Annotated in this window: 16 protein-coding genes; 10 read left to right on the top strand and 6 right to left on the bottom strand. The window is 62.5% G+C overall.

Annotation, left to right across the window (positions count from 1 at the left end; genetic code table 11):
* Window positions 1–53: 53 nt before the first annotated feature.
* A complete protein-coding gene (locus GV829_RS01245; RefSeq protein WP_169947797.1) occupies window positions 54–701 on the top strand; it encodes a trimeric intracellular cation channel family protein in 648 nt (215 codons plus the stop codon).
* A 36-nt stretch (window positions 702–737) separates the two neighbouring features.
* Here GV829_RS01245 and sppA read toward each other — a convergent pair whose 3' ends face one another.
* Both sppA and GV829_RS01235 read right to left on the bottom strand, forming a co-directional pair.
* Window positions 738–2,690 carry a signal peptide peptidase SppA gene (sppA, locus tag GV829_RS01240; RefSeq protein WP_169943452.1) on the bottom strand — a complete coding sequence of 651 codons (1,953 nt, stop codon included), beginning with the start codon at window positions 2,688–2,690 and terminating at the stop codon, window positions 738–740.
* Window positions 2,691–2,732: 42 nt separating this feature from the next.
* Complete coding sequence (locus tag GV829_RS01235) at window positions 2,733–3,830, bottom strand: acyltransferase family protein (RefSeq protein ID WP_169943451.1); 1,098 nt, start codon at window positions 3,828–3,830, stop codon at window positions 2,733–2,735.
* A 263-nt stretch (window positions 3,831–4,093) separates the two neighbouring features.
* Between GV829_RS01235 and GV829_RS01230 the strand changes: the two genes are divergently transcribed.
* The 4 genes from GV829_RS01230 to GV829_RS01215 all read left to right on the top strand — a co-directional run bounded on the left by GV829_RS01230 (window position 4,094) and on the right by GV829_RS01215 (window position 8,342).
* The gene (locus GV829_RS01230; RefSeq protein ID WP_246202939.1) at window positions 4,094–5,443 is read left to right on the top strand and encodes an MATE family efflux transporter; all 1,350 of its coding nucleotides are present in this window, start codon (window positions 4,094–4,096) and stop codon (window positions 5,441–5,443) included.
* Between the two features lie 175 nt (window positions 5,444–5,618).
* The gene (gene groES / locus GV829_RS01225; RefSeq protein WP_169943449.1) at window positions 5,619–5,906 is read left to right on the top strand and encodes a co-chaperone GroES; all 288 of its coding nucleotides are present in this window, start codon (window positions 5,619–5,621) and stop codon (window positions 5,904–5,906) included.
* 86 nt (window positions 5,907–5,992) lie between these two features.
* Window positions 5,993–7,636, top strand: coding sequence for a chaperonin GroEL (groL, locus tag GV829_RS01220; protein ID WP_169943448.1), 1,644 nt, complete (start codon window positions 5,993–5,995; stop codon window positions 7,634–7,636).
* Window positions 7,637–7,766: 130 nt separating this feature from the next.
* Window positions 7,767–8,342 carry a rhomboid family intramembrane serine protease gene (locus tag GV829_RS01215; protein ID WP_169943447.1) on the top strand — a complete coding sequence of 192 codons (576 nt, stop codon included), beginning with the start codon at window positions 7,767–7,769 and terminating at the stop codon, window positions 8,340–8,342.
* 23 nt (window positions 8,343–8,365) lie between these two features.
* Here GV829_RS01215 and GV829_RS01210 read toward each other — a convergent pair whose 3' ends face one another.
* The 4 genes from GV829_RS01210 to GV829_RS01195 all read right to left on the bottom strand — a co-directional run bounded on the left by GV829_RS01210 (window position 8,366) and on the right by GV829_RS01195 (window position 10,322).
* Window positions 8,366–9,052 (bottom strand): DJ-1/PfpI family protein, encoded by a 687-nt coding sequence (locus GV829_RS01210; protein WP_169943446.1) that lies wholly within the window; start codon window positions 9,050–9,052, stop codon window positions 8,366–8,368.
* A gap of 238 nt (window positions 9,053–9,290) precedes the next feature.
* Window positions 9,291–9,599 carry a hypothetical protein gene (locus GV829_RS01205; protein ID WP_169943445.1) on the bottom strand — a complete coding sequence of 103 codons (309 nt, stop codon included), beginning with the start codon at window positions 9,597–9,599 and terminating at the stop codon, window positions 9,291–9,293.
* A 136-nt stretch (window positions 9,600–9,735) separates the two neighbouring features.
* A complete protein-coding gene (locus tag GV829_RS01200; protein WP_169943248.1) occupies window positions 9,736–9,978 on the bottom strand; it encodes a hypothetical protein in 243 nt (80 codons plus the stop codon).
* A gap of 92 nt (window positions 9,979–10,070) precedes the next feature.
* Window positions 10,071–10,322, bottom strand: a complete 252-nt coding sequence (locus GV829_RS01195) for a hypothetical protein (protein ID WP_169943444.1) — start codon at window positions 10,320–10,322, stop codon at window positions 10,071–10,073.
* A gap of 316 nt (window positions 10,323–10,638) precedes the next feature.
* On the opposite strand from GV829_RS01195, the gene GV829_RS01190 reads away from it, so the two are divergent.
* The 5 genes from GV829_RS01190 to GV829_RS01170 all read left to right on the top strand — a co-directional run bounded on the left by GV829_RS01190 (window position 10,639) and on the right by GV829_RS01170 (window position 17,445).
* A complete protein-coding gene (locus GV829_RS01190; protein WP_169947795.1) occupies window positions 10,639–11,619 on the top strand; it encodes an ArsR/SmtB family transcription factor in 981 nt (326 codons plus the stop codon).
* Window positions 11,616–12,557 carry a methylenetetrahydrofolate reductase gene (gene metF / locus GV829_RS01185; protein WP_169943443.1) on the top strand — a complete coding sequence of 314 codons (942 nt, stop codon included), beginning with the start codon at window positions 11,616–11,618 and terminating at the stop codon, window positions 12,555–12,557. The genes GV829_RS01190 and metF overlap by 4 nt, the downstream gene beginning before the upstream one ends.
* Entirely contained in the window at window positions 12,554–13,600 is a 1,047-nt protein-coding gene (locus tag GV829_RS01180; protein ID WP_169943442.1) for a homocysteine S-methyltransferase family protein, read from the top strand. Before metF ends, GV829_RS01180 begins: the two co-directional genes overlap by 4 nt.
* A gap of 111 nt (window positions 13,601–13,711) precedes the next feature.
* The gene (gene metH / locus GV829_RS01175) at window positions 13,712–16,432 is read left to right on the top strand and encodes a methionine synthase (RefSeq protein WP_169943441.1); all 2,721 of its coding nucleotides are present in this window, start codon (window positions 13,712–13,714) and stop codon (window positions 16,430–16,432) included.
* 65 nt (window positions 16,433–16,497) lie between these two features.
* Window positions 16,498–17,445: a right-handed parallel beta-helix repeat-containing protein gene (locus GV829_RS01170; RefSeq protein WP_169943440.1), complete on the top strand. Its 948-nt coding sequence runs from the start codon at window positions 16,498–16,500 to the stop codon at window positions 17,443–17,445.
* The last annotated feature ends 18 nt before the right edge of the window (window positions 17,446–17,463 follow it).

The raw sequence follows: 17,463 nt of genomic DNA, 5'->3' as shown, positions 1-17,463 counted from the left end.
ATGAGCCGCTAAACGGCGGCATGAGTTCAGTTCCTCCCTTGCCGGCCGAAACCATGACCGCCCTGTCGCAGGCGGCAAGTGTCGCCATTGAGGCTTTGCCCTTGCTCGACATGGTCGGCACTGCCGTATTCGCCCTGTCCGGCGCGCTGGCAGCGGCACGGCAGCGACAGACGCTGGTGACGTTCAGCTTTTTTGCCCTGGTCACCGGGGTGGGGGGCGGCACGATGCGCGATCTGATGATCGGTGCGCCGGTGTTCTGGGTGCATGCGGACTGGGTTCCGCTGACCTGTCTTGCCATGGCTTTTTTGGTCTGGTTCACGCCTGAACGCTGGTGGGCCGGCCCCCGTGGCGATTATCGAGCGCTCGACTGGGCTGATGCCATCGGGCTCGCCGCCTATGCCGTATTCGGTACTGCCAAGGCCCTGTCCTATGGCATCGGGCCGCTGCCGGCCGCGCTTATGGGTGTCATCACGGCCTGCGTCGGTGGCATATTGCGCGATGTGCTGGCGGGCCGCCCGTCAATTATCATCCGCCCCGAACTTTATGTGACGGCTGCCGCGCTCAGTGCCGGGCTGTTTGCCGCGCTGCTTGCCTTTGGCATGATGTGGCAACCTGCTGCGCTGATCGCGACCCTGGCCGGATTCATCCTCAGGGCGCTGGCTATCCACAAGGGGCTGGCCCTGCCGGCCTATCGGCGCTGAACCAAAGGTCGACGCCAACAGACACGCAGTGCCTGTTCAGAGCCCCAGCAGGCGCCAGATCATCGCCCTGTCTTGCGCAGTGGCGGCACGCGGCGCCATCATGTCTCCGCACTCAAGACAATCCGCCTGAACACCGTTGCTGCCCATCAGGCGGCGGACATCACCAATGACCTGTGCCATGCGCGCTTCGCGCAGCCAGGCGACCTGACCGAACCAGCCCGAGGGTGCGGCGCTGTCACCCTCATCCTCGTCAGGACCGCCCATGCCCGCGAGGAATTGGGCGAAGCCGTCGGGTTCTTCCTCATAATAGTCGCCAAAGACATTGGCGGGATCGAGCTTGGCCAGTTTTGCCGCTTCGGCAATCGCTTCATCAAGTCCGCCGAATTTGTCGACCAATCCGAGCTGGCGCGCGGTGGCACCGGCCCAGACGCGGCCCTCGGCCAGTTCGCGCACCCGCTCAATGGGAAGTTTGCGGGACGTGGCGACGAGTCCGGTGAAGCGGGCGTAGATATCCTCCACTCCGGCCTGTGCCAGCGCGTCAAAGGCTGGGGATGTGCCGCCCAATATGTCCGGCTGGCCCGAAAGTGGTGTGGTGGCAATGCCGTCGGTGGTGACACCGACATTGCCCAGCGCCTGCCGGAATGTCGGCAGCACGGCGAAGACGCCGATCGAACCGGTGATTGTGTCCGGCTCTGCCAAAATCATGTCGGCAGGGGTGGCGACCCAATAGCCGCCCGACGCGGCGACGTTGGCCATCGAGACGACGATGGGCAGGCGCTTTGCCTTGGCTTCGAGCAGGGCGGAGCGGATGCGTTCCGAGGCAAGGACCGATCCGCCGGGAGAATCCACGCGCAGGACGATGGCCTTGACGCTGCTGTCGGCAACGGCATCAAGAATGTGCTGGGCGATGGTTTCGCCACCAGCCGTGCCCGGCTCGGCGCGGCCATCGACGATGGTGCCGACGACGGGCACAATGGCGATGCGTTCGCCCGATTCCTCGGGCGGATTGGCCGCCACCCAGTCATCCAGCTTGATGCGGTCGTACTTCCACGGGCGGTCATCATCACTGGCGCCCGCGAGTGCGGCGACGCGCCGGTCAAAGGCAAGCCGAGTGCCAATGCGGTCAACCAGGCCGGCGGCCTTTGACGCCTTGGCCATATCATTGCCATTGGCGCGCATGGCAGCGGCGGGATCAGCGATATAGGAATCGAGCGCGGCGTTGGGCCGTGCGCGCTTTACCCGCTCCTGCCATTGTTCCCACAGCACCGAGGCATAGGCGAGGCTGGCCTGTTCCGCTTCGGGCGACTGGTCCGGGCGCAGGAAGGGTTCGACCGCGCTCTTGAAGGTGCCGACCCGATAGATGTTCGCCTTGACCCCCAGCCGGTCAATCAGGCCCTTGTAATAGAGGCGCGATCCGCCAGGCCCTGCGATCATCACACCGCCAGATGTTTCGGTCCAGATTTCGCTGGCGCGCGAGGCGAGGAGATAGGCGTCGTCGCTATAGGCGGTGGCATAAGCCAGAACTGGTTTGTTGGCCGCGCGCACCTTGCCGATTGCATCGGCGATGTCGCCCAGCGCCACCTGACCGCCGCCCATGAACCGGTCGAGATCCAGCACGACCAGCTTGACCCGGTCATCGGTGGCCGCGGTTTCGAGGGCATGGACAATGTCCGCCCGGCGATATTCCCTGATCGGCGCGCCGCCATTGAGCGCGGCGAAAGGATCCTCGGGAATCGGCTGTTCACTGACAGTGCCGTCGAGGCGCAGCAGCAGTGCGCCCTCGTCAAAGGCGGTGGCGGGATTGGGCTTGCCCGACAGGATGCCGAACAGGACAAAGAAAAACAGGAGCAGGAAGATCAGCGCCAGCATGTCCTTGATGCCGACCAGCATCCTCCAGATACCGCGCAGCACTTCTCCGGTCGTGTAGCGGCGGATCGGGCGGGGGGCACTGGCTGTTGCGGCGGCTGTGGCTGGGCTGGTTTCAGTCATGCTGTGTTATTAGGGCAGGGCAGTGGCGGTGTAAACCGCCTGTCACTGCCGCTGGGCCCAGCGCAGCGCCGGGCGCTCCACCCAAAGCCATGAGGCGAGAGAAATCAGCAACAGCGGGCCGAGGCACAGGGTGAAAAGGCCCATCGGCGAGAGCGTGACGCCGAACCAGTTGAGCGCGAAAAACACCGTCAATTGCTGGATTGGCCATGACCAGATGTAAACACCATAGCTGACATCATGTGGGAGTTGCATGGCCTTGCCGCGGGGAAAGGCGATCAGCAGTGTGGCGGCGCAGGTCAGCCAGATTACACCGCATTCCGCCAGCATCCGGTTTTCGAGCAGGATCGAGGTTGAGAGCAGGGCAATGCCAGGCAGGGCGACGACCGGGTTGAGCGGCACCCTGTCAGCGAACTGGTGCGCTGCCACGCCAAGCAGGAAGGAGAACATCACATGCCGCCCCTCGGCGAGCAGATAGAGTGCACCGCCCTTGGCAAAGGGAGCGATGGCGTGGCCAATGAGCACATAGGCGAGCAGGAAGCCCAGGAACGCCCAGCGTTTCCAGCCATGCGCCAGCGCGCCGGCTAGGCTGGCGACGATGAGCAGGGCATAGACGATCACCTCATGGCGCAGCGACCACACTGACCCGTTGATCGCCGCATCAAATGGCAGTCCAGCAAAGGCGCCGGGATGCTCATATTGCACTGACATCATGGTGATGAGCCGAAGCGCGTAACGCAGCATCTCAGCCAGGCCAACGCCTGTCCATGCCCCCACTGCGACGAGGATGAGTGGAACCGCAATCGCGTTGACGATCAGCGCGGGCAGGATGCGCAGCGCGCGCTTTCGCACATAGCTGACAGGCTTGCTGATGTGGCGACGGGCGCTCTCTGTGACCAGCAGGCCGGAGAGGAAGAAGAAGACATGGACGGCCAGGCTGTGGAAACCGAAAATGGTCCAGTCCTGCAAAGGGGGGCGGGCATCACGGCCGAGCGCAATATGCCAGCTGTGCCCAAGCACCACCGCCAAAGCCGCATACAGTCGTAGCTGGTCAATACGGTTGTCTCGGCTGCCGATATGATCGGCAAGGCGGCGGTGCGGGGCGCGGCTCTGGCGCGCCAGGGGATGGGTCGGGCTCAACATGCAGAGCAGGTCAGCAAGAAGCGGGCCAATCCGGGGAAATCGCCAAAAACAGCGGTGCAGCTTTGGGCTGTGGTTCAGGAAATTGCAGTCTGCGATAGCTGGCAGCCGCAAAATGCAAAGGCGCGGGGGCGCGGCTTTGCATTTTGCCGGCGCGGATCGCCTTGGCGCTGGCTTTCCGCAGGATCGCCGCTAACGTCCGCCTTTCGATGTCCGATTCCAGCCTGTCCCCGATGCCATCCCGGCCCGTCCCAGCCCATGGGACCATGCGCGAGCTGCCCGCCTTACTGCGCCTAGCCGGGCCGCTTGCTGCGGCAAACCTGTTGCAGATGGCGGTCTATGCGGTCGATGTCATCTTTGTCGCGCGTTTGGGTGCGGGGCCCTTGGCGGCAGCTTCGCTTGGCGTGTCGATCGTGAGCTTGCTGACGTGGAGCCTCAGTGGCCTGGTCGGAGCTGCAGCGCCGGTTATGGCGGCGGAACTTGGCCAGCGCCGTCACGCGGTGCGGGAAGTGCGGCGAACGATGCGCATGGGTTTCTGGCTCGCTTTCATCGCGGGGGCTGCTGCGATGCTGCTGTGCTTGTTTGCAGAGCCGTTCATGCTGGCGACGGGCCAGCCACCCCGGCTGGCGGCCGAGGCGGGAGGCTTTGTGCACCTGTTGATGTGGTGCATCATTCCCGGGCTTATCGCTTCATTGTTGCGGATATTTGTATCTGCGATGGGCAGGGCGACCATTGCCATGGTCATCACGCTGATCGCCCTGTTGGTCAATGCACTCGGCAACTGGTTGCTTGTATTCGGCAACGCTGGCTTTCCGACCATGGGTCTGGCCGGGTCGGCAGTGGCCAGCATCATAACCAATCTCGTCATGGTGGCTGCCTATGTTGCCGTCATTCAGACCGACAGGCGGTTCCGCCGCTTTCACCTGTTTGGCCGCTGGTGGCGGATTGAACGCACTCGCCTTTCCGAACTGTTCCGGATTGGCGGTCCCATCGGCTTGACCATCCTTGCTGAAGCGGGCCTGTTCAGCGGTGCCGCCTTTCTGATGGGCCGCATTGGTGAGGTGCAGCTGGCCGCTCACACGGTGGCGCTGCAGATAGCGGCCATCGCCTTTCAGGTCCCGTTTGGCGTTGCGCAGGCCGCCACCATCAGGGTTGGCTTGGCCTATGGCGCGCGCGATCACATGGCCATTGCACGGGCAGGGCGGACCGCCCTGTTCGTCGGTATCGGTTTCATGGCGATGACGGCATGTGCCATCTGGCTGTTCCCCCGGGCCCTGGTGTCCATCTATGTCGATACGAGTGACCCTGCCAATGCGCTGTTGGTCGTGCTTGCAGTGCAATATCTGGCTGTCGCCGCCGCCTTTCAGCTGTTCGACGGTGCTCAGGCTGTGGGCGCGGGCGCGCTGCGCGGTTTGCAGGATACGCGCACGCCGATGATCATGGCGGTCAGCGGATATTGGGTCGTTGGCTATGGTTGTGCGATATGGCTTGGCTTTTTCACGCCTTTGGAGGGTCTCGGAGTGTGGATTGGCCTCGCGGCAGGGCTGGTGGCGGTTTCGGCCATGTTACTCAGCCGTTGGTCGATGCGCGCCCGGCTGGGTCTGTTGCCTGCCTGAGCCGCAACTGCTGATTTTTGTCGAGTCCACCCCTTGACGTTGCGGCGCGCGTCGCCAAATGGAGCGCTGTTGGCACTCGCACTCAGTGAGTGCTAATCATGTTCAGGTCCAGTGAATGGGGGAGCCGGGCGCGGATGGCGCCGGCCCTTCTGTTCCGACAAGGAAAGGGAAAATCATGAGCTTCCGTCCGTTGCACGATCGCGTGCTCGTTCGCCGTGTCGAAGCCGAAGAAAAGACGGCTGGCGGCATCATCATCCCCGACAGCGCCAAGGAAAAGCCGCAAGAGGGTGAAGTGGTTGCCGTTGGTTCGGGCAACAAGGCCGAAGACGGCAAGGTCACTCCGCTCGACGTCAAGGCCGGCGACCGTATCCTGTTCGGCAAGTGGTCGGGCACCGAGGTCAAGCTGAACGGCGAAGACCTGCTGATCATGAAGGAAAGCGACATTCTCGGTATCGTTGGCTGAAGCCATCTCCGGAATTCACTGATCCAGGAATTTGCGGCGGGGCATCCCGTCGCCTCTCAACCACCAGATAGGAAAGGGTAGCCACCATGGCAGCCAAGGACGTCAAATTCAGCCGCGACGCGCGTGAACGCATCCTCAAGGGCGTCGACATCCTCGCCGACGCCGTCAAGGTCACGCTCGGCCCCAAGGGCCGCAATGTCGTGATCGACAAGAGCTTCGGCGCTCCCCGCATCACCAAGGACGGTGTCAGCGTCGCCAAGGAAATCGAACTCAAGGACAAGTTCGAAAACATGGGCGCGCAGATGCTGCGCGAAGTTGCCAGCAAGGCCAATGACGCCGCCGGTGACGGCACCACCACCGCCACTGTCCTCGCTCAGGCGATTGTCCGCGAAGGCATGAAGTCGGTTGCCGCCGGCATGAACCCGATGGATCTGAAGCGCGGCATCGACCTCGCCGTCGGCAAGGTTGTTGAAGACCTCAAGGGTCGTTCGAAGCCGGTTGCCGGTTCGTCGGAAATCGCCCAGGTCGGCATCATCTCGGCCAATGGTGACACGGTCGTCGGCGAAAAGATCGCCGAAGCGATGGAAAAGGTCGGCAAGGAAGGCGTGATCACCGTCGAGGAAGCCAAGGGCCTCGATTTCGAACTCGATGTCGTCGAAGGCATGCAGTTCGACCGCGGCTACCTGAGCCCCTATTTCGTCACCAACCCGGAAAAGATGACGGTCGAACTCGAAAACCCGTACATCCTGATCCACGAAAAGAAGCTGTCGAACCTGCAGTCGATGCTGCCGATCCTCGAAGCTGTGGTGCAGTCGGGCCGTCCGCTCCTGATCATCGCCGAAGACATTGAAGGTGAAGCGCTGGCGACCCTGGTCGTCAACCGTCTGCGCGGCGGCCTCAAGGTCGCTGCCGTCAAGGCTCCGGGCTTTGGTGACCGCCGCAAGGCCATGCTGCAGGATATCGCCATCCTGACCGCCGGTGAAATGATCAGCGAAGACCTCGGCATCAAGCTCGAGTCGGTGACGCTGAACATGCTCGGCCAAGCCAAGCGCGTGTCGATCGACAAGGACAACACCACCATCGTCGATGGCGCTGGTGATGGCGACGCGATCAAGGGCCGTGTCGAGCAGATCCGCGCCCAGATCGAAACCACGACCAGCGACTATGACCGCGAAAAGCTGCAAGAACGCCTTGCCAAGCTGGCTGGCGGCGTGGCCGTGATCAAGGTTGGCGGTGCGACCGAAGTCGAAGTGAAGGAGCGCAAGGACCGCGTCGATGACGCCCTCCATGCTACCCGCGCTGCGGTTGAGGAAGGCATCGTCCCTGGCGGCGGTACCGCTCTCCTCTATGCCACCAAGGCTCTCGAAGGCCTGAAGGGCATCAACGAAGACCAGACCCGCGGTATCGACATCGTCCGCAAGGCGATCACCGCTCCGGTCAAGCAGATTGCCCAGAACGCCGGCCATGACGGCGCGGTTGTTGCTGGCAACCTGTTGCGCGAAAATGACGAAACGCAGGGCTTCAACGCTGCCACTGACACTTACGAGAACCTCGTGGCTGCCGGCGTCATCGACCCGACCAAGGTTGTCCGCACCGCGCTGCAGGACGCTGCCTCGGTCGCAGGCCTGCTGATCACCACCGAAGCAGCCATCGCTGAAATGCCGGAAGACAAGCCGGCAATGCCGATGGGCGGCGGCGGCATGGGTGGCATGGGCGGCATGGACTTCTAAGGTCCGCCGTTCGGCCAAGTGCTCAACCACAGACAAGGCCGGGGGGAAACCTCCGGCCTTTTTTGTTGGCTTACCCTCCTGTCAATGGAACAAGGGAAGGGTGACGGTCCTTTTGGGAGGCAAAACTGTGATGGCTGGAAGGAGCAGCCGAGACCTGCGTCCACGGCTGAAGGTGCTCGCCGGTTTGTGTGGTGTCATGGTGCTGGTGCACCTGCTCAACATGTTCTCGGGTGGTGGGCTGTCGTCGCTGGGCATACGGCCGCGTGACCCGGCCAGTCTTTATGCCATTGCGACCACGCCATGGATCCATGGCGGACTGGGTCATCTCGGCAACAATCTCGTCATGCTGGCCGCACTCACTGGCCTTTGCCTTCTCGAAGGTGTCGCCTATTTCATTCGTGCCTCGCTGATCATCATCATCCTGTCAGGGCTGCTGCTTTGGCTGTTTGGCCGCGACGGCGTGCATATCGGCGCGAGCGGCTGGATCTTTGGACTGTGGAGCCTGACCATCGTTCGAGCATGGTTCCACCGCAGCTATGGCAATGTGCTTATCGCGGTGGCCGTTGTCCTGCTGTACGGCGGTCTGGCTTGGGGCCTTCTTCCAGCCGGCGCCGGTATATCCTTTGAAGGCCATATCTTCGGGGCTTTGGCCGGGGTTGCGGCGGCCTGGGCCTTGCATCGCACCATGCCGCGGGTTGGCGGGTGAGCTGGTGGCCCCAAATTCCGGGGCTAGACCTGCACCCCGGCGGCGATGGCTGCGCGCATACGATCGGCTGCGGCGTCATAGACAAGAGCCTTCAAGACCGAAAGCACCGGTTCGGGCGCGCGCGAAGGGTGACCGCTGCGCAATGGCGGGGCCGGATCATATTCGAGCGCCAGCTGGATTGATTCCGCAACGGCCTGTCCATGCAGGCGGGTTGTCAGGGTAAGCGCAAAATCAATGCCGGCGGTTACGCCGCCGGCCGTGATGACCGGGCCATCCTCCACCACCCTTCCTTCGGTGGCGACCGCGCCAACCATTGGCAGCAAATGGGTATAGCCCCAGTGGGTGGTGGCCCGACGGCCCTTCAGGCAACCTGCGGCGCCAAGGAGAAAGGCACCGGTGCACACGCTTGTAAGCCATTGCGCCTGCCCCGTCTGGCTGGCGATGAAGTCGATGGTTTCGCTACAACCCAGCGCATCGGCGACGCCATGACCACCGGGGACGCAGATGATGTCGGCGGGTGGGCAATCGGCAAAGCTGGTGCCGGGCACTATGGCAAAGCCGCTGTCAGTGACGATGGGCCGGAGGTCACGGGCGGCGGTTATAATCCGGGCACCCGGCATGCGGCTGAGGAACTGGGCCGGGCCAGTGAAATCGAGTTGGGTTATCCCGTCGAACAGGGGGAACACGATGGTGCGGAGTTTGTCTGACATGGGGTACTCCTTCCTCCTGCGTAGCGTTCAGCCTGTCGGCGAGTTTCTGACTCTCGCTTTTGACCCTGGCGCCAGGAGACCCCATTTCCCCTGTCTGCACCGGACCCTACCGTTCCTATGCCATCAAACCGGCCGATGCCAGCGGGCAATGGCGCCTTGCTGGCAATGAAAAAGGGGAGCGCACCTCGCGGCACGCCCCCCTTTTCTCCGGCGCGAAGCCGGGAAAGAAGCAATTGGCTTACTTCTTCATTTCTTCGCCAGCCTTGGTGGCGGCTTCACCAGCGGCGGTAACGGCGTCACCGGCAGCGTTCTTCACTTCGGTGCCAGCGGCAGCGGCGGCGTCGCCAGCGGTGGCAGCAGCGTCAGTGGCGGCAGCGGCAGTGGCGTCAGCAGCGCCGGCAGCCGAATCAACGGCGGCGTCAGCAGCAGCAGCGGTGTCTTCAGCAACAGCTTCGGTCGTGGCTTCGGCAGCATCCTGTGCCTGTTCCGAGCAGGCCGAAAGAGCCAGGGCAGCAGCAGCGACAGTCAGGGTCAGAGTCGACTTCATGGTTATTCTCCCGAAAGGAACTTGGAGTAGTACAGGCAGAGCAAAAGTGCCGAGCCCAATGCTACTTCGGTCGGGATACTTAGCATCGACTGTGTAGGACGCAAGACCTGGTGAAGGAACAGGGTTGCTGTAGCCTTCATCGTTCGGAGATTGCAGCATTCTCTGTTTCGAGACGGTGACGAATTTCGCGCTCGAATGCCACCGAATCATCACGAGCCGGGGATGGTTCTCGCTGGTCGAGTCGCTCGGCGGCCTCTTCCAGTCGTTCCGACTCGCCCACCGTCAGGCCTCCGGATGCCGGATCCTCGTCAGCCCGGCCGCAGGCTGAAAGTGCCAGTACCAGGGCGCCGGCTAGCAAAAAGCGATATGGTGGCATCATGCGGTGGGATCATGCTCCTGCTTCAGCCAAAAGGAAAGGCCGCCACCCTCGCGGGTGACGACCTTGCCTAAATCGCTTGACGCGAAAGAAGCTTACTTGGCTTCTTCGGCCGGAGCGGCAGCGGCGTCAGCAGCCGGAGCAGCAGCGGCGTCAGCGGCCGGAGCGGCAGCGGCGTCGGTGGCAGCGGCGTCAGCGGCCGGAGCAGCAGCGTCGGTGGCAGCAGCGTCAGCAGCCGGAGCCATTTCTTCGGTAGCAGCTTCCGGAGCAGCTTCTTCAGCCGGCTTCGAGCAAGCAGCCAGGGCCAGGCCAGAAACCAGAACGAGCGACAGAGCAATCTTCTTCATGTGGGAACACCCCTCTAAGAGCAAATCCTTGGCTGGTCAGAGCGCACGCTGAACGCGCCGCTTCCCGGCCAACGCCACATGATCTAAAAGGTCGATTGGCCGGGCGCAATGCCTTTCGCACATAATCCGTAGCAATTTTGTAGAGAAAACCGCTCTGCTGTGGCTGAACTGACCAAAACAGGCGGATTTTCGGTGGATTTCAAAGCCTGCCCAGCGATTGACGGGATATAAAGAAAAGTTTATATCTTTGCCAATGAGCAATGCGTCATCCCGTTCAGGGTCCAGGCCCGCCCCATCGAAGGGCATGGATTCGCCTGTGCACTCGGTGCTTGGCCTGTTTGCCGCGCTCAGCGACGCATCAAGGCTTCGAATCATTGCGCTGTTACGCCATTACGAACTGGCTGTGGGAGAAATTGCGCAGCTGCTCGATCAGAGCCAGCCGCGCGTATCCCGCCATGTGAGGATCCTGGAAGAGGCTGGATTGGTCGAGCGCTGTCGCGAGGGCAGTTGGGTCTTTGTGCGGCTGGCGCGCAATCCGCAGGTTGCCGCCCTGCTGAGTTTCGCAGGGCAGCTTCCACTGGCACCGGCCGAACGGCGCATCGCCGAGCAGGACAGGAACCGGCTCGCCGCAGTGCAGGCAGAAAGGGAGGCGGCTGCCGCGCGCTATTTTGCTGCCCATGCCAATGAATGGGATGCCATCCGTTCATTGCATGTGGCCGAGGAGGAGGTGGAGCGCGCCATTCTCACGCTGATGCGGAATCGTCGTCTGGGGCACATGGTGGATGTCGGGACAGGCACCGGACGCATGGCAGGGATATTGGGCCCCGCAGCCAGCAAGGTGACCGCGATTGATCGCAGCCCGGAAATGTTGCGCATCGCTCGGACCAATCTGGCCGCGCAAAGTTTGCCGGTGGAGCTGGTGCAGGGTGATTTCATGGCGTTGCCGCTCGCCGATGCCAGTGTGGATTCGATCATCATGCATCAGGTGCTGCACTATGCTTCGATGCCCGATCTGGCGATTGCCGAAGCGGCGCGGGTCCTGCGCGGCAGCGGCCATTTGTTGATCGCCGATTTCGCGCCGCATGACCGCGAGGAGTTGAGGCGGGATGCTGCCCATGTCCGTCTCGGCTTTTCCGATGGCCAAATTCGCGGGTGGTTTGCCGCCTCAGGTCTTATTCTTGAAACCACTGAGGCCCTCTCTGGTGGTGAACTGACGGTCAAGCTTTGGCTGGGACGCCGTCGCAGCGATCAGGTCCGCGACCCGCTGGACAAACAGAACAGAAAGGTAGCGGCATGACGACCGCCAATTCCCCGTCCGAAGCCCGTCGAGCGGCGGCCTCTCCCATGTTTGCCGACTTGTCTGGCGATATTGGCGTCAGCTTTGAATTTTTCCCGCCCAAAACGGAAAAGATGAACGAGACGCTGTGGGAGTCGATCAAGACGCTGAGCCCGCTGGGACCGCGCTTTGTCTCGGTCACTTATGGTGCCGGTGGCACGACGCGCGAGCGCACCCATGCGACGGTCGCGCGCATTGCGAGCGAAACCGGAATTCCGGCAGCAGCGCACCTGACCTGTGTCGACGCGTCGAGGGCCGAGATTGCCGAAGTGGCTCAGGCCTATTGGGATGCTGGCGTGCGTCACATCGTCGCGCTGCGCGGCGACCCGCCGACGGCAGGATCTAAATTCCAGCCGCATCCTGAAGGCTATGCCTCCGCGGCTGACCTTATCGGCGGTCTCAGGCAGATTGCGCCGTTCGAGATTTCCGCTGCAGCCTATCCTGAAACCCATCCCGAAGCGCTGAGCCCCCAGTCCGACCTCGACAATCTCAAGCGCAAACTCGACGCAGGGGCGAGCCGCGCAATCACGCAATTCTTTCATGAACCCGACACCTTCTTCCGTTTCCGTGACGCGGCAGCGGCGGCGGGAATAGATGCAGAGATCGTGCCTGGGATCATGCCGGTCAGCAATTTTGCGGCGATTCAGCGCATGTCTGTGATGTGCGGAACCGATGTGCCGGCATGGCTCGCCCGCCTGTTCGACGGGCTCGACGACCTGCCTGCCGCTCGCCAATTGGTCGCAGCGACGGTGGCCGCCGAACTGTGTCGACGCCTTTATGCCGGCGGCGTGCGCAATTTCCACTTCTACACATTGAACCGGGCGGAACTCGCCTATGCCATTTGCCACATGCTGGGCCTGCGGCCGACGGTGGCCAAGCCTGAGGACATTGCAGCATGAGCGCCCGAGAGACTTTTTTTGCTGCCGCGCGTGAGCGCATCCTGATCACCGACGGCGCATTCGGGACAGAGATCCAGAACTGGAAGCTGACCGAGGCGGACTATGCCGGCACGCTCGGTCTCGCCAAGGATCAGAAAGGCAACAATGACATTCTCGCACTGACCGCGCCGCACGTGCCCGAGGCGATCCACCGCGCCTATTTGGAAGCCGGGGCGGACATCGCCGAGACCAACACCTTCTCGGCCAACCGCATCAGCCAGGCCGATTATGGTGCCGAGCATCTTGTGCGGGAGATCAATGTCGAGAGCGCCAAGCTCGCCCGGCGCTTGGCGGATGAATATCAGGCAAAGGATGGCCGCCCGCGCTTCGTCGCCGGTGCCATCGGCCCGACCAACAAGACGCTTTCGCTGTCCCCCGACGTCAATGATCCGGGCTATCGCGAGATCGAGTGGGACCATCTGGTCGACGTCTACAAGGAACAGGCGGCGGCGCTGGTCGAGGGCGGAGCCGATTTCATACTGATCGAGACGGTGTTCGACACGCTCAATGCCAAGGCCGGCATCATGGCGGTCAAGCAACTGGAGGCCGAGATTGGCCGCGAGGTGCCGATCATGCTGTCGATGACGCTGACCGACCTGTCGGGCCGCAACCTGTCAGGCCATACGGTTGAGGCGTTCTGGCACGCCGTCCGCCATGCCAAGCCGGTGACGATCGGTCTCAATTGCTCGTTCGGCGCGCAGCAATTGCGCCCTCATGTCCGCACGCTGGCGGGCCTGTGCGACACGCTGATCATGGTTTATCCCAACGCCGGTCTGCCCAACGAACTGGGCGCCTATGATGAACTGCCCGAGGAAACGGCGGCGCTGGTCAAGGAATGGGCCGATGCCGGGCAGGTCAATGTGCTCGGCGGCTGTTGCGGCTCCACCCCGGCGCATATCGCCGCGATGGCGCGGGCAGTGGCAGGCCTGCCGGGCCGCGCGATCCCGACGCCTGAGGTGCGCACGCGTCTGGCGGGACTCGAACCTTTCACCATGGCGGCCTGATTTTGATGAGTTGAGATTGTCATTCCCGCGAAGGCGGGAATCCATCTCTTGCCCTTTGAATTTGACGCGGCGCGGGGAGATGGATCCCCGCCTTCGCGGGGATGACGAACAATGAATGCAACGGCCCAATCCTCCACCTCTTTCGTCAACGTCGGTGAACGCACCAACGTCACTGGCAGCGCCGCGTTCAAGAAGCTGATCATGGCCGGCGATTATGCCAAGGCGGTCGAGGTCGCCCGGCAGCAGGTCGAAAATGGCGCGCAGGTGATTGACGTCAACATGGACGAAGGGCTGCTCGACGCGCACCAGGCCATGACGACCTTTTTGAAGCTGATCGCTGCCGAACCCGACATCGCCCGGGTGCCGGTGATGATCGACAGCTCCAAGTGGGACGTGATCGAGGCGGGGCTGAAGTGCGTCCCCGGCAAGCCGATCGTCAATTCCATCAGCATGAAGGAAGGGGAGGATGCCTTCCTTCATCATGCACGTCTGTGCATGGCCTATGGCGCCGCCGTCGTTGTCATGGCGTTCGATGAAAAGGGGCAGGCCGATACCAAGGACCGCAAGGTCGAAATCTGCTGCCGCGCCTATGAGCTGCTGACCGGCATCGGTTTCCCGCCCGAGGACATCATCTTTGACCCGAATGTCTTCGCCGTGGCGACGGGCATCGAGGAGCATAACAATTACGGTGTAGATTTCATCGAGGCGACGCGAGAGATCAAGGCGCGATGCCCGCATGTCCACGTCTCGGGCGGCCTCTCCAACCTGTCATTCAGCTTTCGCGGCAATGAACCGGTGCGCCGGGCGATGCACTCCGTCTTCCTCTATCATGCCATTCCGGCGGGGATGGACATGGCGATCGTCAATGCGGGGCAGCTCGACATTTACGACCAGATTGACCCAGCGCTGCGCACCGCCTGCGAGGATGTCATCCTCAACCGCGACGAGGGCGCGACCGACCGGCTGATCGCCTTGGCCGAAAGCTTCAAGGGTAAGGATGCGGTCGCCGAAAAGCAGGCCGAGGAATGGCGCGGCTGGGAGGTGACCAAGCGGCTCGAACATGCACTGGTCAAGGGCATCGACGCCTATGTGGTGGACGATACCGAGGAAGCCCGCCTAGCGGTCAAGGAGCGTGGCGGCCGTCCGATCGAGGTGATCGAAGGCCCGCTGATGGACGGCATGAATGTCGTCGGTGACCTGTTCGGCTCAGGCAAGATGTTCCTGCCGCAGGTGGTGAAATCGGCCCGCGTCATGAAAAAGGCAGTCGCCCACCTGATCCCCTTCATCGAGGCGGAGAAGGAAGAGGGTGCCCGCGCAAAGGGCCGGATCATCATGGCTACGGTCAAGGGCGATGTGCATGACATCGGCAAGAACATCGTCGGCGTGGTGTTGCAGTGCAATGGCTATGAGGTCATCGACCTGGGCGTGATGGTGCCCTGGCAAGACATCATCAAGGCAGCGCAAGAGCATGATGCCGACATCATCGGCCTGTCGGGTTTGATCACCCCCAGCCTCGACGAGATGGTGACGGTCGCTGAGGAAATGCAGCGCGCGGGCATGAGCATTCCGCTGCTGATCGGCGGCGCGACCACGTCAAAGGTGCATACCGCTCTGCGGATCGATCCGGCCTATGACGGTCCGGTTATCCACGTTCTGGACGCCAGTCGCGCGGTCGGAGTGGCGACGGCGCTCGTCAGCGATACCGGCGTCGAGGATTATGTCGGGGCGATCGCTGCGGAGTATCAACATGTTCGTGATGTGCGCGAGGGCAAGGGACAGAGTGCATTGCTCAGCCTAGCCGATGCGCGGGCCAATGCCTTTGTCGCCGACATGAGCGACAAGCCGCCGCCGCCTGAACATCCGGGGCTGCATGTGTTCGACGATTGGGATCTGGCCGACCTGGCTGAGGCCATCGACTGGACGCCTTTCTTTCGCGCATGGGAACTGGCAGGCAATTTCCCGGCGATCCTCACCGACGAGGTGGTGGGCGAGAGCGCGACCGCGCTGTGGGCTGACGCGCAGGCGATGCTCAAGCGTATCATTGACGAGAAATGGTTCACCGCGCGCGGTGTCGTCGGCCTGTGGCCGTGCCGCCGCGATGGCGATGACGTGATCGTCCACGTGCCGCTGCATCCTGACCAGATGCCGGCCTTTGCCGGAGAGGAATGGACCGCGCGGACCCATGGCATCACCGCCTCGCTCCCTGGCGATCATTTCGGGCTTGATGGTGATTTCCACCATGTCCGCCTGCCTTTCCTGCGGCAACAGATCACCAAGCGCGAGGGCAGGGCGAACATGTGCCTTGCCGATTTCATCGATCATGACGGTGACTGGATCGGTGGTTTTGCTGTTGGCATACACGGGCTGGAACCGCACCTTGAGCGTTTCCGCGCCGACAAGGATGACTATTCGGACATCCTCGCCAAGGCGCTGGCCGACCGTTTTGCCGAAGCTTTTGCCGAGCGTCTGCATCAACATGTGCGCACGACCCTGTGGGGCTATGCGCCGGGTGAGCAATTGACCAATGAGGCGCTGATCCGTGAGCAATATCGCGGCATTCGCCCGGCACCGGGCTATCCCGCCTGTCCGGAACACAGCCTCAAGCCCATCCTGTTTGACCTGCTCGATGCGGGGAACAGTGCGGGCCTCAGCCTGACAGAGAATTTCGCCATGCTGCCAACCGCCGCCGTCTCGGGCTTTTACTTCGGTCACCCGCAAAGCGAGTATTTCGGCGTTGCACGCGTCGGTGAAGAGCAGCTTGAGGACTATGCAGCCCGGCGCGGCGTTGATGTCGGGACGGCCCGGCGCTGGTTGCGGCCCAACCTTGATTGAGGCTGTCTCAGGCGGGGGGGTCCGCGTTAATTCTCCGGTAGCGAGATTCTGGTAGGGAGCGTGGCATGAAGCGCCTTCTTTTCACACTCGCCCCGGCGACTGCGGTGGCCCTGTCCATCGCCGCCATCCCCGTGCTGGCACAGGATGAAGCGCCGGGTATCACCGTTCCCGAACTGCGGGAGACTTTCTCCTCGGTGCAGGACGCAGTGGATGCAATCGGCGATGGGGAGGGCACCATCCTGCTCGCGCCGGGCAGCTATCGGCAATGCGCTGTTCAGACGCAGGGTGTGGTGCATTTCCGCTCGACCCAGCCGGGGCAGGCGGTGTTCGATGGCGTGGAATGCGAAGGCAAGGCTGCCCTTGTTCTGCGTGGCGAAGGTGCCAGTGTTGATGGCATCGTTTTCCAGAACATGCGGGTCGCTGACCGCAACGGTGCTGGCATCCGGCTGGAACGCAGCAATCTCTCCATCACCAACAGCTATTTCCGCAACAGCGACCAGGGCATATTGACCGCGCCCGATGAAGGTGCCGATGTCACAATTGACCGCTCCACCTTTTCGCGGCTTGGCCGCAATGACGGCGGCCCTTCGCACAGCATCTATATCGGCGGCTATCGCTCGCTAACAGTAACGCGCTCCCGCTTTGAGCGCGGCACGGGCGGTCATTACATAAAGACCCGCGCGCCAATGGCCGACATTCGCGACAACACGTTCGACGACACGCTGGGTAATGAATCCAATTACATGATTGATCTGTCGGCCGGTTCCTCCGGGACCATCGCCGACAACCTGTTCATCCAGGGTGAGAACAAGCAGAATTATTCCGCCTTCATCGCCGTTGCGCCAGAAGCGCAGGATCATTCCTCGGCGGGCCTCGTGATCAGCGGCAATACCGCACGGCTCGCGCCGGGCGTTGAGCGTGAGACGGTGTTCGTCGCTGACTGGTCCGGCGAACGGCTCGCTATTGGCCGCAATGTGCTGGGCCCCGGCCTTACAGCATTCGAGCGACGCTGACCGGCAGCGCCGCTCGAC

The organism is Sphingomonas lacunae (assembly GCF_012979535.1).
In the GTDB taxonomy this organism is placed as follows: domain Bacteria; phylum Pseudomonadota; class Alphaproteobacteria; order Sphingomonadales; family Sphingomonadaceae; genus Sphingopyxis; species Sphingopyxis lacunae.
Note: the sequence above shows the minus strand (reverse complement) of the source record. Positions and strands in the feature narration are given on the sequence as shown.